Genomic DNA, 15,439 nt, shown 5'->3' with positions numbered 1-15,439 from the left:
TTAAAGTTGAAAAATAAAAATTTAGAAATTCATGAGCCTCTTAATTAAGGGAATTACAATTGCCGATGCGAGTAGCGAGTTTAACGGTAAAACTTGCGATGTGAGAGTTGATAAAGGAACTATTATTGCCATTGAAAGTAAACTGGAAGCGCAGAAATCGGAGACAGTTTTTGAAGGTAATGGCGCAGTGCTTTCTCCAGGTTTTTTCGATTTAAACTGCGTTTTTGGAGATCCTGGATTAGAGACCAAAGAAGATATTAGCACTGGTACGGCTGCCGCTGCTGCAGGTGGTTTTACCGGAATTGCTATTATGCCAAATACAAAACCGGTAGTGCATAGCAAGGGCGAGGTAGAGTACATTCTAAACAGAGCTAAAGGTAGTTTGGTAGATGTACATCCGATAGGTGCAATTAGCCAAAATTTAGAGGGTAAAGAGCTGGCCGAAATGTATGATATGAAACAAGCAGGCGCCGTTGCTTTTGCAGAAGCTGGCAAAGCCATTGCAGATGATGGTTTCATGAGCCGTGCCTTGCAATATGCCTTAGGTTTTGATGGTTTGTTGTTTACACATCCAGAAAATAAAGCATTGGTTGGAAAAGCTCAGGTAAATGAAAGTGCTACTACCATTTTATTAGGCATGAAAGGTATTCCAGCATTAGCAGAAGAAATGCAGGTTTCTAGAGATATTTTCCTAGCACAATATCATAACGCTCCAATTCATATCAGCAATATTTCTACCGCAGGTTCGGTAGCGTTAATTAAAAAAGCTAAGAAAGATGGCGTAAAAGTAACGTGCGATGTTGCTGCCCATCAGCTGGTGTTTACAGAAGAATTATTGAATGATTTCGATAGCAACTACAAAGTAAAGCCACCATTACGTAGCAAAGCCGATAACAAGGCGTTAATTGCGGGTTTAAAAGATGGTACCATCGATGCAATTTCTTCACAACATCGTCCCTATGAAATTGAATTTAAAAATGTAGAATTTGAGATTGCCAACTACGGAATTATAGCACTACAAACGGTTTTGCCTTTATTGGTACAAGCTGGCTTAGATACCGCACTAATTGTAGAAAAATTAGCCGTAGCACCGAGAAACTTGCTTAAATTGGAAGTTCCTAATATAAAAGTGGGGGCAGCGGCAAACTTTACCGTTTTCAATGCTACCAAAGAGTGGACTTTCAACAACGAAACGAATAAATCAAAATCAGCTAATTCACCTTTATTTAATAAAACATTAAAAGGAAAAGTAGAATTGGTTTGCAATAATAAGCAGTATCAGATTTTTTAAACCATTTGTCATTTCGACGATACGAGAAATCTAAAAAACATAGATCCTTCGCTGCGCTCAGGATGACAAGTAATCAAAAATAACAATGAACAACATCGTAAAAAAAACAATCACAGCTTCACTAACCAAATTCGGAGAAGTAAATAAAGCAGCTAGCGTAGAGCTAACGCACAAATTGGTAGCAGTTTTTGAAGCTGATGCTGATTTTATGGATAAAGTAGAAAAGTTCGATGCAGTTTTTGATGAATATCCAAAATTTGAAGAGCTAAGAGAGGTTTTCTTCGATTTATTGATGATCAATTTCTTTACCAGTGATGTAAATAAATTAGAAGAAGATTATTTAGACTCTAAAGAATGGGAAGCAATTGAAGATGAAACGATTGATAGAGGAACTGAATTGTTGAACTTGTTGTTGTACATCAACGAGTGCCATGATGAGCAGATTAAACCAGAGTTAGAAGATTTCTTGAAGGAGTTTTTATTGGTTGATGAAGACGAATTCCAAGATGAATTCCACATTTATGAGGATTTGATTAGCAACCAGCAATTAGCAGAAACAAGCATCCAGGAAATTTGTGAAAACGCCAAAATTTTAAACTTGGCAGAAGAAATGCAAGAGCTGTTTGTACCATTTATGGCGTTCTTCTTGCAGCCTGCTGCATCAGAACAAGCTTATAAAGATTTAGAAAAATATAGTAACAATAAGGCATTCGATGCGTCTGTTTATAGTTTAATTACTAATTTTAACCAAACTAGATAACAAAACTAATTATGGACAATACAGTAAACATCAAAAGTGAAGCCTTAAAGAATGGATTGATTTGGGGCATCGTAAACATTGTAATCTTTTTAGTTACTTGGTACGTGGCACCAGGTTTAATGAGCTCTTATTGGTATGCAGCATTCTCGCTAATTATTGGTTTGGTGCTAGCTATATTTTTCTGCTTAGATATGCGTAAAAAAGTAGGTGGGTACTGGAGTTTTGGAGAAGCTTTGTGGCCTATTTTTGTAATGTTCATCTTGGCAATGGGTTTAATGTTTGTCTTTAATATACTTTTTGGTAAGTATATCGACACTAGTTACCCAGAACAGATGAAAGAAATGGTGATGACTAAAACAGAAGCAACACTTAAATCATTTGGATTAAGTGACGAAGAATCTGCAAAGGCCTTAGATAAGACACGTGAAAACCTTGAACAACAGTTTACACCGTCATTCAGTCAAGCAATAATGGCATTTGGGATATCTTCAATTATGTATTTTATCGGTGCGCTTATTTTTGCGTTAATTTTTAAACGTAGCAATCCAAACCCTTTTGCTGGCCAAAATGATCCTAATTTCGGAACGAACTAAGGCATTTTGATTTATATTTTAAACGTGCAATTTTCTCAATTTATTTGATGAAATTTGCACGTTGTTTTTTATGGCAGTTGCAAGTTTAGACGATCAATCTCGATATGCAATGCGCAATATTCAATACTAAAGAATGGATATATCAATTGTAGTACCGCTATATAATGAAGATGAGTCGCTGCCCGAGTTAATTACTTGGATAGATGATGTGATGAAGAAGCACAACTTTTCTTACGAAGCAATTTTTATTGACGACGGAAGTACCGACCGTTCGTGGCAGGTAATTACAGAACTGAAATTGAGGTTTGCGAGTATCAGAGCCATCAAATTTAGGCGTAACTATGGTAAATCTGCGGCTTTAAATGTGGGTTTTGCTGTAGCGCAAGGCGATGTTGTAATTACCATGGATGCAGATTTGCAAGACAGTCCAGATGAAATACCAGCACTTTACAGCCGTATTAAAGATGAAGGATACGATGTGATTTCGGGCTGGAAGAAAAAACGCTACGATCCAATTACGAAGACTATTCCTACCAAATTGTTTAACGCTGCAACTCGTAAAATGAGCGGTATAGAACTAAACGATTTCAATTGCGGACTAAAATCTTACCGTAGCGATGTAATAAAAACCATAGAAGTTTATGGCGAAATGCATCGTTATATTCCAGTATTGGCTAAATGGGCAGGATTTACCAAAATAGGAGAGCAGGTGGTAGAACACAGAGCTCGTAAATATGGCGTAACTAAATTTGGTTTAAGCAGGTTTATCAATGGGTTTTTAGACTTGATGTCTATCTTCTTTGTAGGTAAATTTGGTAAACGCCCTATGCACTTTTTCGGTTCTTTAGGCGTGTTAAGTTTCTTCATCGGTATCATTATGGCTATTTACATTATGGTAGAAAAGCAGGTTCATATTTGGAACAACTTACCATATCGTAACTCTACAGACCAACCATTATTTTATTTAGCATTGGTGGCTATAGTAGTAGGCTCGCAAATGTTTTTGGCAGGTTTTGTAGCCGAATTAGTTGGTCGTAATGCCCCAGAAAGAAATCAGTATTTAATAGAAAAGGAAATTAATTAAGCTTAAAGACTAAAGCATAAAGCTTAAATCGCTTTGGTCTTTAGTCTTTCGGCTTTCAGCCTCAAGAAATGTTTTTCTCCATCATTATCCCTTTATACAATCGTCCGCAGGAAATTAAAGAACTGCTATCCACTTTGTGCAAGCAAACTTATATGCAGTTTGAGGTATTGGTGATAGAAGACGGTTCTGTTAATGATGCGAAGGATATTGTGGCAAGTTTCGAGAACAAGCTCGATGTAAAGTATTTCTTCAAAGAGAATTCTGGCCAGGGTTTTTCTAGAAACTTCGGTTTCGAACGTGCCAAAGGCGATTATTTTATCATCTTCGATTCTGATATTTTAGTTCCTTCTGACTATTTAGAAACTGTGAAGGACTATTTGTTTGAGCACCAATTAGATGCTTTTGGTGGTCCAGATGCAGCACATGAAAGCTTTACGCCAGTTCAAAAAGCCATCAGCTATGCCATGACGTCTCCTTTTACCACAGGAGGTATTCGAGGCAATAAAAAACATATCGGTCAATTCCATCCGCGTAGCTTTAACATGGGGCTTTCTAGAGAAGTTTATGAGAAGGTTGGTGGTTTTATCCTTACTCGTTTAGGCGAAGATATTGAGTATAGCATTCGTATACATGAGAATGGCTTTAAGATCGGCTTAATTCCAGCGGCAAAGGTTTATCATAAACGTAGAACAAGTTTCAAGCAGTTTTACAAACAATTGCACTTTTTCGGGAGAGCTCGTATCAATATTTACAAACATTTCCCATCGGAGCTAAAGGCGGTACATTTCTTTCCCGCAATTTTCACTTTAGGATTGGGTTTCACAATTGCGTGTAACATATTATATCGCCCTTTGGCATACGTTTGTAACTTCTTTCTGTTGCTTTACTTTTTGTTGATATTTTTTCATGCTTGGCAGGTCAATAAATCAATAAAAATTGCATTTTTGAGTGTTATAGCATCCTTCATTCAATTAACAGCTTATGGCCTAGGTTTTATACAAGATTTTGTGAAACGAGTTATATTTAGAAAGTAAAAAGTAGAGCGATAAGTATTTGGCGATTTTACATCAACGCCAAACGATTATCGCCAGACGAATAACAATAAAATAATGATTAACTACTTAAAAGAGAGTACTTTCGCGGTAAAAGATGTAATCATGCAGGCATGGAAAGTAACCAGAGATAATTACTTTTCTATTGCTACCCTCTGCTTTCTCATCTTTTTAACGGCATCAACATCAACGTTTATGGCTTTCTTTATGGAAGATGTAAACATGGGCATTAAATTTATCATGTTGCTAATTTTTATGATGAGTTACTGTGTGGTAGAACTTTGCATGATTAAATATATTTTCAAACTGTTGGATACTGAAAATGCTGATATACAAATTATAGAAACATTGCCAACCAGAACTGAAATTATCAAGTTTTTGATAGCAACGATATTTTTTGGCTTAAGCATATTTTTTGTTGGTATTTTATTGATGCCAGTTTTATATCTACTCGATTTGCTATTGAAATTATTGGTTAATCAGGGTGTGATTGATGGTTATGCCGAAACTGGAAAAATTATTGTAAACATAGCGGTTGGTATTGCCGTACTAAGTATTTTCTTTACTTTCATCAGAATAATTTTCTTCCCATTCTTTATCATAGATAAACACAGTTCACCTTGGGAATCTATCAAGCTAAGCTTAGCTACAACTAAAGGGAATTTCATTAAACTTTTAATGATTTTGTTAGGTTTGGTAGTGGTACAGGCAATTGTTTTTGGCTTTTTCTACATCGTAATTTTGATGGGTTTTAGATTAGTAAACCTATTTTTAGATTACGATATTAGTCAGTACAGTTCATTAATTGTAGTAGTTTTCAGTTCATTTGTGATTGTACCGTTTTCAACTGCTTTTTTTGCGGTAGCTTATCGTAAAATTATGAATGAATATAATGGTGATGAACATCCAGACATCATTCATAACATCATGTAAACCCCTAAATCCCCTAAAGGGGAGTTAATTTCTATGTGCAGAATAAATCATTCAAATATTAACGAGAGAAAGGAAAAGCCCCTTTAGAGCCTGTCCCGATTTTTCGGGAGGTTGGGGATAGAGTTATGGGATTAAAATCAGTTTTAGGTAGGGTATTTGCATCTTTTGTAGTGAAGGGAATTGAGCGTTGGAAAACCGACGCCGTTGCTGCGCAAGAGCGTACTTTAAAGAAGTTGATAGCTGAGGCAGGTCATACTGTTTTCGGTGTAGACCATCAGTTTTCTAAAATTAAAAATTACGAAGATTTTAAAGCAAATGTTCCTGTAAGAGATTACGAGGATTTGAAGCCATACATAGAGCGGGTTGTAGCGGGAGAACCAGATATTTTGTGGAAAGGAAAACCTTTGTACTTTGCTAAAACTTCGGGTACAACTTCTGGGGTAAAGTACATTCCACTTTCTAAAGAATCTACGCCAGAGCACGTTAAAGCAGCCAGAAATGCTTTGTTAACTTATATCCACGAAACTGGTAACGCAAATTTTGTAGATGGTAAAATTATCTTCTTGCAAGGCAGTCCGGTTTTAACGAAAAAGAACGGAATTAACATTGGTAGATTATCTGGAATTGTGGCGCATTTGGTGCCAGCATATTTGCAGAAAAATAGATTGCCGAGCTATCAAACCAACTGTATTGAAGATTGGGAACAGAAAGTTGACGCCATTGTAGATGAAACTATCCATCAAGATATGAGGTTGATTTCTGGTATTCCGCCTTGGGTACAAATGTATTTCGATAAGTTGAGCGAAAAATCTGGAGGCAAGCAGATCAAAGATATCTTTAAAAACTTTGAACTTTTTGTTTACGGAGGTGTAAACTACGAGCCTTACCGAGCTAAAATAGAAGCTAGTATTGGCAGAAAAATAGCTGCTATTGAGACTTATCCAGCATCAGAGGGTTTTATCGCTTATCAAGATAGTCAGACCGACAAAGGATTGTTATTGTTAGCAGATGCAGGAATGTTTTATGAATTTATTCCTTCGGAAGAATACTATAATGAAAATCCAACCAGATTAAGTTTAGCAGAAGTAGAACTAGATAAAAACTACGCATTAATTTTAAATACAAATGCTGGCTTATGGGCCTACAGTATTGGCGATACCGTTAAGTTTGTTTCTTTGAATCCTTACAAAATTATAGTTACAGGAAGGATAAAGCATTTTATTTCCGCTTTTGGTGAACATGTTATTGGCGAGGAAGTAGAACATGCATTGTTATCGGTAGCAAATGAAGAAGGAATCGAAATAACAGAGTTTACCGTAGCTCCACAGGTAAATCCAGCTGTTGGCGAGCTGCCTTACCACGAGTGGTTTGTAGAGTTTGTAAAAGCACCAGCAGATTTAGCTACGTTTGCTTTAAAGGTAGATAAGGCCCTACAACAGAAAAATATTTACTATTTTGATTTAATAGAAGGAAATATTCTGCAGCCATTAAAAATTACTTCCTTGCAAAAAGATGCGTTTGTGAATTACATGAAATCGCAAGGTAAGTTGGGTGGACAGAATAAAGTACCAAGGTTAAGTAACGATAGAAAGATAGCGGAGGGGTTGGAGAGATTTATAAATTAAACTGTCATTCCGAGGAACGAGGAATCTGTAAAATAGATGCTTCGCTTAGCTCTGCATGACAAAGAGAAAAAGTATTTGAAACACATATCCATACTAGGCTCCACAGGTTCAATAGGAACGCAAGCATTAGAAGTAGTGCGGGCAAACCCTAATTTGTACAAAGTTGACGCCCTTACTGCACAACACAACGCAGATTTACTTATTGCCCAAGCATTGGAATTCAAGCCCGAATTAGTGGTAATTGGAAACGAAAGCTTGTATCAGCAGGTTAAATCGGCATTGCCAAATACAAAAGTTATTGCTGGAGAAGAAGGTTTAATTGCTGCAGTGCAATTGCCACAAACACAATTGATTTTAACTGCTGTAATGGGTTCTGTGGGTCTAAAACCTACAGTTGCCGCCATTGAAGCTAAGAAAGACATCGGCCTTGCCAATAAAGAAACCTTGGTAGTAGCGGGAGAGTTGGTGATGGATTTGGCGAAGCAACACGGCGTGAAAATCATTCCGGTAGATTCAGAACATTCAGCTATTTTTCAGTGCTTGGTTGGCGAAGAGCAGAACGAAATTGAGAAAATTTTACTCACTGCTTCTGGAGGGCCATTTAGAGGGAAAGACAGATCATTCTTAGCTACAGTTACCAAAAATGAAGCATTAAAGCATCCAAATTGGGTGATGGGTGCTAAAATTACCATCGACTCTGCTTCTTTAATGAACAAAGGTTTAGAAGCGATTGAAGCTAAATGGTTATTCAATTTAAAGCCAGAGCAAGTGGAAGTAGTGGTGCATCCGCAGTCCATCATCCATTCTATGGTGCAATTTACCGACGGTTCTATTAAGGCGCAGATGGGCTTGCCAGATATGAAATTACCTATTCACTACGCATTGGCCTATCCTCAAAGATTAAAAGCAGATTTCGAGCGTTTTAGCTTTTTGAAATATCCAGAATTGACATTTTCTGAGGCAGATACAAAAAGTTTTCGTAACCTTGAGCTTGCTTACATTGCAATGGAAAAGGGCGGAAACATGCCTTGTATCTTAAATGCCGCTAACGAAATAGTAGTAGAAGCATTTTTAAAGGATAAAATTGGCTTTTTGGAAATGAGTGATGTAATTGAGCAATGTATGGAAGAAATGGAATTTTTGTCTCATCCAACATTAAATGATTATTTAAAAGCAGATGAATTGACAAGAACATTTGCTAAAGAATTAGTAACAAAACAAAGTTTAACACATCTAAAATAGAATATACGACAATAAAATATGGACGGATTGATTATGGCGGGCCAGCTTCTGCTGGGGTTATCGATACTAGTAATTTTACACGAATTAGGACATTTTTTAGCAGCAAGAGCTTTCGGAATAAAGGTTGAGAAATTTTATCTTTTCTTTGACGCTTGGGGATTTAAACTCTTCAGTTTTAAGGTAGGAGATACAGAATACGGTGTGGGATGGTTGCCTTTAGGTGGTTATGTGAAGATATCAGGAATGATCGACGAATCGATGGATACTGAGCAGATGGCAGCACCAGCACAACCTTGGGAATTTCGCTCAAAACCAGCTTGGCAACGTCTAATAGTGATGTTGGGTGGAATTATTGTTAACGTTATTGTAGGTATTTTCATTTTTTGGATGGTGGCATTCAAATACGGCAATACATTTATCCCTAACGATAAACTAGCGAACGGTATTAGTCCTGGTATAGTTGGTAAACAGATGGGCTTACAGCCTGGAGATAAAATCTTAGCTGTAAATGGTCAGAAATTGATTTACTTAGATGAAATATTAAGCTCTAAAGTATTGTTGAACAATACTAAACTGACTATTTCTCGTGACGGAAAAGCCATAGATCTACGAGTGCCTGAATCTGTTTTAGATAGTATTAGTAAGTATAAAATTAGAGAGTTTGTAGGACCTAGAATGGTGGCGATGAAAATTGCTGGAGTGCCAACCCCAGAAGAATTGCAACCTGAATTGGGTTTTCTAGAAAAGATTAAAGCGATTTTTGTAAAACCAGAACCGGTAAAAGTAGAAGCACCAGCTCATGCTGCAGGTATCAAAGTAGGGGATAGTATCCTAGCAATTAATGGTAAAACTGTTAAATTTCATGATGAAATAACATCGGAGATATCTAAAAATAAAGCCAAAAAAATTACGGTGGAGCTGTTAAGGGGAACAGAGTTGATGACCTTAACACCGACAGTTTCTCAGCAAGGCACGCTGGCTATTGTAATTCCACCAGTTAGACCAGAGCTAACAACCATTCACTACGGATTTTTCGAATCTTTTTCTATTGGCGTAGATAAGGGCTGGACATCGTTCACAGACAATGCCAAAGGTATCTGGAAAATGATTACAGGTAAGTTGAGTTTTCGTAATATCAGTAGTCCAATTGGTATTGCACAAGTATACGGTAGCGAGTTTGACTGGGAGAAATTCTGGAGTTTAACAGGTTTGATTTCAATGGCTTTGGCTTTTATGAACTTATTGCCAATTCCAGCACTGGATGGTGGTCACGTAGTATTCTTGATTATAGAAATGATTAAAGGAAAACCTTTGAGTGATAAATTTATGGAGCGGGCGCAGGTTGTGGGATTTGTGATCTTACTCTGTTTAATGGTATTTGCCTTCGGTAACGATATATTAAAGAAATTTGGGATATAATTTAAGTTAAAAGCTTAAGGCTTAAAGCAAGTAGCTTTAGGCTTTAGGCTTTAGGCTTTCAGCTTTAAAAATGAATTACTTTGAACTTTACGATTTGCCTATAACTTTTCATCCAGATCAAAATGTGGTGAAACAGCAGTTTTATGCGTTGAGCAAAAAGTACCATCCCGATTTTTATATTAATGAAAGTGCCGAGAAGCAAGAGGAGGTTTTAGAATTATCAACACTGAACAATAAAGCATTCCAAGTGCTTAAAGCTCCAAAAAAGGTGCTTCAATACGTATTAGAATTGAAAGGCATAATTAGCGAAGGCGAAAATTATACGCTACCACAGTCGTTTTTAATGGAGATGATGGATGTAAATGAAACCATCATGGATTTGCAGTTTGATCCTGACGCTATAAAACTGGCAGATGTTAAAAGTGAAATAGAACATATTGAACATTTGTTAACTAATGAATTGAACGCACAAACAGTCCAATTTGAAACTCAAGAAATTGAACAGCAACAAATCACGCTGGCAAGTATCAAAGATTTATATTACCGAAATAAATACATCCAACGTTTAAAGGAAAGTTTAGCCAAGCTTTAGTTGTTGCATTGTCATTAAACTACATAAATGAGGCTTTTCGTTGCTAATCAGCTATTTTAGCAGAAAATTAAAATTATGTCTTCTTTAAATCTATTCAGAAAAGTTGCCCTAGCAGAAGGTATTTCTTACATCGTATTGTTGTTTATCGCTATGCCGCTTAAATATTGGGCTGATATGCCGTTAGCTGTAAAATATGTTGGTTGGGCACACGGACTGTTATTCGTGCTTTATATTGCATGTTTGGTAATGGCATGGCAGGAGAGAAAGTGGAGTTTTCTAAAAGTTGTAATGTTATTTGTTGCTTCTTTACTTCCATTTGTTCCTTTCTACGTAGAAAAAAAATTGAAAGAGGAAGATCCTATAGCAAATTAATACGCTGTATATCTGTGTGAAACAAAATTTTGATTAAATAATTCGCCGATACTTTAAATAAAACTTGCGTAATAGCAGGTGTTTTTATAGATTTGCGCTCCCGCTTACGGAGAAATGCCCAGGTGGCGGAATTGGTAGACGCGTTGGTCTCAAACACCAATGGGAAACCGTGCCGGTTCGATCCCGGCCCTGGGTACCATACCGGAAATAGAGTTTTTTAAAACTTTGTTTCCGGTTTTTTTATTTTGTAACTCCTTGTTCTTCATGTAGATAAACTCCGCTCCCTCACTCATTCTACCGGTTCGATGTTTTTTGCCGTCAAACAGCCATTTATTGGCAAAAAGGGTCGAAATGATCGTTCGCTTGTGATCGACGTCAGAATCCTCATAAAGCCGAATGATGTCCCTAAGGTTCTCCAAGCCCTTTTTTATGGTTTTTTCAATTTCTTTTCGTTCCCCAGTGGTTCGACCTTGCTGTGATTGGCGCGTTTTGTAGCTGGCCATTTTGACTTCACAGTCCTTTTTGATCTCCTGATATTCGCCAATGTCGATGATTTCTGCCAACAAAAGGTTTTTGGCTTTCTTTACCTTCTTTTCCTGGTCGGTGATCAGTGCCAGGCAACGTTTGATATGGGCTTCACGTGAGCTTTCCTCCATCGCAACAATATCCAGGATAATCTCTTGGTATATTTCCATCGTGCCAGGCCTTGGAACCAGTGCCCTGAGTTCATTTTCGAACGCCTCATGTACAATTCCGATCGGATACCTGATCTTGCATTCGTGCTTGCAGTGGTAGTAATGGTAATACGCACTGCGTCCCCTGGAAGCGCTGCCGGTCATCAACCAATCGCATTTGGGGCACATCAGAAAACCACGTAGTGGCAGCTTTTCATCAAAGGTCTGTCTCAATGCTGGCTTTTTCTTCCTGCCCTTTAGCATTTCCTGTACTTCATTGAAAAGTTCTTCGCTGATCAATGCCTCGTGTTTTCCCTCTACGATCTGCATTTCTTCCTCCTTATAGGCTGGAACGACCACTTTTCCGCAGTAACCGGGATTGGTAATGGCTGACCAGAATGAGCTTTTGCAGCATTTCAGTCCGCGTCTCCTGGCCATTTTCCAGATGACCTCTGTTCCGTAGATGCCTTCGGAAATCCTTTCAAATGCCCATTTCATGTGGCTGGCCTCGGGCTCTATCAGTGCGATATATTTTCTGCCGCCCTCGGTGGTCAGGTTCTTATAGCCAGGGAGGGCCATGCCCATCCACCTGCCTTCCTTTTTGCCCCGTCTCATACCGAAAAATACATTGGAGGCCCTGCGGTCATTTTCCACTTCTGGCATGGAAAGGAAGACGGCCAGCATCATCTTGCTTTCTGGGATGGAAAGGTCAAGAGGCTGGTCTATGGCCATGACTTCGATGCCATAGGTCCGTAGGATGGAGATCATCTGGTAGGCGTCCGAGGTGTTCCTGCTGAAGCGGTCCCATTTGGTAAACAGGATAAAGTCGCATTCGTTTCCCTTGGTACGTTTGATGGAGGACAGGAGGTTCTTCCACTGGGGGCGTTCGAAGGTCTTGGCCGAATGGTCTTCGAAGATGACCTTTCCGATGTCGATCTGCAGTCTCTGGCAGTAGGCGGTGAGCCTTTCTGCCTGGTCCCGCTGGGAGAAGCCACGGTCGGCCTGTTCGTCCGTGCTCACCCTAATGTACAAATGTGCTTTTGCCATAAATATTTGGATTAAGTTTTTGGATGGATTTGCTGGTTATCTCCGTGGATGTCCGTAACCAGTTGTTTGATAGATAATTTAGCAAATCTATACATCAAATCCAAGACTTTTTTTGCCTTTTCATCTGAAATGACGGTTCCATGTTTGGCAAAGATTTCCTTGACTCTCCTAGGGGTCACTTTTCTTTTTTCTACTTCTATATAGCGCATTCTACTTGGCGGATTGAAACTTGTAAGCTGCGATTTTAGCTAGATATCTACAGTGTTCATCTCTAGTAGGGCAGAAAAAATTAAACCGGTAAACTATTTTTCCCTAGTAGGGACGGGATAACTTTTCTCCTTTTCAACTTTGCATCGGACCAAAGATTTATAGCTATGGGAAATTACAGAAATCCAAATATTCAAGGCAGAAGATTTAACGGAAGCACCTACCTCAAAATGAAGAATGTAAAATCGGTTCCCAGGAACTGGTTGAGGCTCCAGATACGAAAAGCCGTGGCGCAGGCCGCTGCCGAAATTGACAGAAGCGGTGTTCCTAGACCCTAAACAAAACCGTACCTATTCCATTTATCATTGTTTCCAGCACTGTTACAGGGAGCTTTGTTTGGTAGCCCGCGTGGTCTAGGCAAAGATGTATTTTTGCATGCGCAAAAAATCTTTGCCGTCCTTTAGGCCGGGGCACCACTCGGAACTCGTGCTGCTGGAAGCGTAACCTCTAGCCAGTTATGCCAAGAAAGAAATTAACCAATAGCCAGGAGCTGCTCAGCCATAACATCATTATCAGGGTGTCCGAGACGCTGTTCAAAAAACTGGAAACGCTGAAAAAGGAAAGCCACAGCCCTTCGGTGGCCGAGGTTTGCCGAAGGATGCTGGGAAACCAAAAGATCAGGCTCTACCAAGAGGATGCCTCGATGAACCCGGTGATGGAGGAGCTGGCGGGCATACGCAAGGAGCTGAAGGCTATCGGTATCAATATCAACCAGGTGGTCAGGAAGTTCAATGGAACGGGAGCGGAGAACCAGCGTAGCTATTATGCCATGCAGACGGCCGGGCTCTATAAAAATGTAGGGGAAAAGGTGGATAGGCTGGGGGATATTCCAAAAGTGGCCACCTTTTTTTTCTTCAAAGTGGCCACTTATTACGCTTTAAAGTAGCCACCCGATTTCGCTGAAAAGTGACCACATGACTGATTTTAAAGGGTTTTAAGCATCAAAATCGCTGTTTTGAACTGTTACACAACACCCATATTTTACATGCTTTACAACTCCTTAAATCTGCCTAAAATCAAAAGGTTATTACCTGCTCTCATAAACCTAAATTATCGTTCATAATTTCTTGTATAATTGGCGGAGATGTAGTCTTTTGCGTAGCAAAAGGGGTTTAAAAAGGTTAGCTACTTGAGATTCCGTGGATCCCAGATTATGAATATCGTATTATCCGTGGAATGGGAGCGCAAAAGCTGAACAACAGGTTGGGTGGCCAGTTTGGAACGAAAAGCAGTGGTTACTTTTAACGAAATCTACACTTTGCCCTATGCCTGCTGTCTTTTGGCCTGCTGGGCTGTAAGAAGAATATAGCAGAAGTGGTGCCCGGTGAAATCAGCGGAGGCGTAAACTTTTATAATGCTTCGGAGGTACTGGGCAACGTGCAGCGCCTGCGCAATAAGAACATGGTGTTCATCAACGATAGCGTGCCCAATGGAAAGTTTCTTTACTTTCCCCAATACGAGGATGTCTATGAGCCGGTCAGCGACCAGCGCCAATATCCCTATAACCGGACCGGAACGGTTTTCAACAACCCCGGCGTGCGCTACGACCGTTACCAGCCGCTATATTATATGCCCATTGGATTGGGCAGCTACAAGTTCATTTTCTCGGGCTTCAACAAGGTTTTCCTGAAGGCGGTGGAGACCAAGTTGACCCAAAGAGATGAGCTCCAAAGCTTTTATCTGGTAGAAGATGCCGCTGCCGATGATGCCTACCAGATTGTACAGGTACCCGAAGAATACCGTGGCGAAAAGGGCAAGGTAAGGGTAAGGGTAAGGGTGGTGCACCTTGCGCCCGGTACCCAGAACCTACTGGTGAAACAGGTGGCGGCTGATGAAAGCCTGCAGGAAGCGGGCTTGCCGCAGAACCTGGCATTTGGTGCCTATTCGAGCTATGTCGCTTTGGACACCGCCGGTGCGGCCAAACGATCTGGCAACTTGATCCTGCGGATGGCAGAAACGGGTAATCCTGGCAACTATGTCCTTTCCACGGTCATACCGGCAGAACCAAATGCCGCTTTTGTGGTCTTGGTACAGGGGTTCCGCCAACCGGCCGTAAGGAAGATCTTGGTGGGACATACGGGCAGCATGCCGAACTATGAAACGGTGACCGTTCCCAATAATTTCCGTAGCAACCTGAGACGTACCTATTAATTAATAATGAGGCTTTAGGTGTAGATTTCGGTAATAGTAGCCAACGCATTCCGTTCCAAACTGTTCATACCAGCTAACATTTTTGCTTATATTCCCGGTTATCCCCAGCATCCCTAATTCTGATTTTTTTATTCCAACTTCAAGAACGACGTATCTCCAAAACATCTCTTTTGCGTAGCAAAAGCACACTCATGGCCATAGACCGCACTTAAATAAGCCTTTGAGAACTTAAGCTGACAACCCCCTGTCAAAACCTATCGCTAAAACCAAATTTAAAGCCTCAGGAAATAAAAAACCAAGCCAACCTATATCGTTTATCCGGAACACGTTATCATAA

15 protein-coding genes and 1 tRNA gene are annotated in these 15,439 nt (G+C 39.5%); 14 read left to right on the top strand and 2 right to left on the bottom strand.

Annotated features, from left to right (window positions below):
• Positions 1-31: 31 nt before the first annotated feature.
• From AC23ME_RS12645 to AC23ME_RS12590, 12 genes are all read left to right on the top strand, one after another.
• On the top strand, positions 32-1,291 hold the full coding sequence (locus AC23ME_RS12645) for a dihydroorotase (protein WP_487728128.1): 1,260 nt from the start codon (positions 32-34) through the stop codon (positions 1,289-1,291).
• Positions 1,292-1,376: 85 nt separating this feature from the next.
• The gene (locus AC23ME_RS12640) at positions 1,377-2,051 is read left to right on the top strand and encodes a hypothetical protein (protein ID WP_487728127.1); all 675 of its coding nucleotides are present in this window, start codon (positions 1,377-1,379) and stop codon (positions 2,049-2,051) included.
• 11 nt (positions 2,052-2,062) lie between these two features.
• Complete coding sequence (locus tag AC23ME_RS12635; RefSeq protein WP_487728126.1) at positions 2,063-2,644, top strand: DUF4199 domain-containing protein; 582 nt, start codon at positions 2,063-2,065, stop codon at positions 2,642-2,644.
• A gap of 133 nt (positions 2,645-2,777) precedes the next feature.
• Positions 2,778-3,728 (top strand): glycosyltransferase family 2 protein, encoded by a 951-nt coding sequence (locus tag AC23ME_RS12630; protein WP_487728125.1) that lies wholly within the window; start codon positions 2,778-2,780, stop codon positions 3,726-3,728.
• Between the two features lie 68 nt (positions 3,729-3,796).
• Positions 3,797-4,762, top strand: coding sequence for a glycosyltransferase family 2 protein (locus AC23ME_RS12625; RefSeq protein WP_487728124.1), 966 nt, complete (start codon positions 3,797-3,799; stop codon positions 4,760-4,762).
• Positions 4,763-4,837: 75 nt separating this feature from the next.
• A complete protein-coding gene (locus AC23ME_RS12620) occupies positions 4,838-5,713 on the top strand; it encodes a DUF7847 domain-containing protein (RefSeq protein ID WP_487728123.1) in 876 nt (291 codons plus the stop codon).
• Positions 5,714-5,838: 125 nt separating this feature from the next.
• Entirely contained in the window at positions 5,839-7,338 is a 1,500-nt protein-coding gene (locus AC23ME_RS12615) for a GH3 auxin-responsive promoter family protein (protein ID WP_487728122.1), read from the top strand.
• A 36-nt stretch (positions 7,339-7,374) separates the two neighbouring features.
• Positions 7,375-8,580 carry a 1-deoxy-D-xylulose-5-phosphate reductoisomerase gene (locus AC23ME_RS12610; RefSeq protein ID WP_487728121.1) on the top strand — a complete coding sequence of 402 codons (1,206 nt, stop codon included), beginning with the start codon at positions 7,375-7,377 and terminating at the stop codon, positions 8,578-8,580.
• Between the two features lie 18 nt (positions 8,581-8,598).
• Positions 8,599-9,999, top strand: coding sequence for an RIP metalloprotease RseP (rseP, locus tag AC23ME_RS12605; RefSeq protein ID WP_487728120.1), 1,401 nt, complete (start codon positions 8,599-8,601; stop codon positions 9,997-9,999).
• 70 nt (positions 10,000-10,069) lie between these two features.
• On the top strand, positions 10,070-10,591 hold the full coding sequence (locus tag AC23ME_RS12600) for an iron-sulfur cluster co-chaperone HscB C-terminal domain-containing protein (RefSeq protein ID WP_487728119.1): 522 nt from the start codon (positions 10,070-10,072) through the stop codon (positions 10,589-10,591).
• Between the two features lie 75 nt (positions 10,592-10,666).
• The gene (locus AC23ME_RS12595) at positions 10,667-10,963 is read left to right on the top strand and encodes a DUF3817 domain-containing protein (protein ID WP_487728118.1); all 297 of its coding nucleotides are present in this window, start codon (positions 10,667-10,669) and stop codon (positions 10,961-10,963) included.
• 116 nt (positions 10,964-11,079) lie between these two features.
• Positions 11,080-11,162, top strand: a tRNA-Leu gene (locus AC23ME_RS12590).
• Here the strand turns inward: AC23ME_RS12590 and AC23ME_RS12585 are convergent.
• Together AC23ME_RS12585 and AC23ME_RS12580 are read right to left on the bottom strand one after the other, a co-directional pair.
• On the bottom strand, positions 11,113-12,684 hold the full coding sequence (locus AC23ME_RS12585) for a recombinase family protein (RefSeq protein WP_487728316.1): 1,572 nt from the start codon (positions 12,682-12,684) through the stop codon (positions 11,113-11,115). The genes AC23ME_RS12590 and AC23ME_RS12585 overlap by 50 nt on opposite strands.
• 11 nt (positions 12,685-12,695) lie before the next feature.
• Positions 12,696-12,893: a hypothetical protein gene (locus tag AC23ME_RS12580; RefSeq protein ID WP_487728117.1), complete on the bottom strand. Its 198-nt coding sequence runs from the start codon at positions 12,891-12,893 to the stop codon at positions 12,696-12,698.
• A gap of 515 nt (positions 12,894-13,408) precedes the next feature.
• On the opposite strand from AC23ME_RS12580, the gene AC23ME_RS12575 reads away from it, so the two are divergent.
• Together AC23ME_RS12575 and AC23ME_RS12570 are read left to right on the top strand one after the other, a co-directional pair.
• Entirely contained in the window at positions 13,409-13,837 is a 429-nt protein-coding gene (locus AC23ME_RS12575) for a plasmid mobilization protein (protein ID WP_487728116.1), read from the top strand.
• A 431-nt stretch (positions 13,838-14,268) separates the two neighbouring features.
• Positions 14,269-15,102, top strand: a complete 834-nt coding sequence (locus AC23ME_RS12570; RefSeq protein ID WP_487728115.1) for a hypothetical protein — start codon at positions 14,269-14,271, stop codon at positions 15,100-15,102.
• Positions 15,103-15,439: the final 337 nt, after the last annotated feature.

The organism is Pedobacter sp. T50_32 (genome assembly GCF_057652195.1).
Note: the sequence above shows the minus strand (reverse complement) of the source record. Positions and strands in the feature narration are given on the sequence as shown.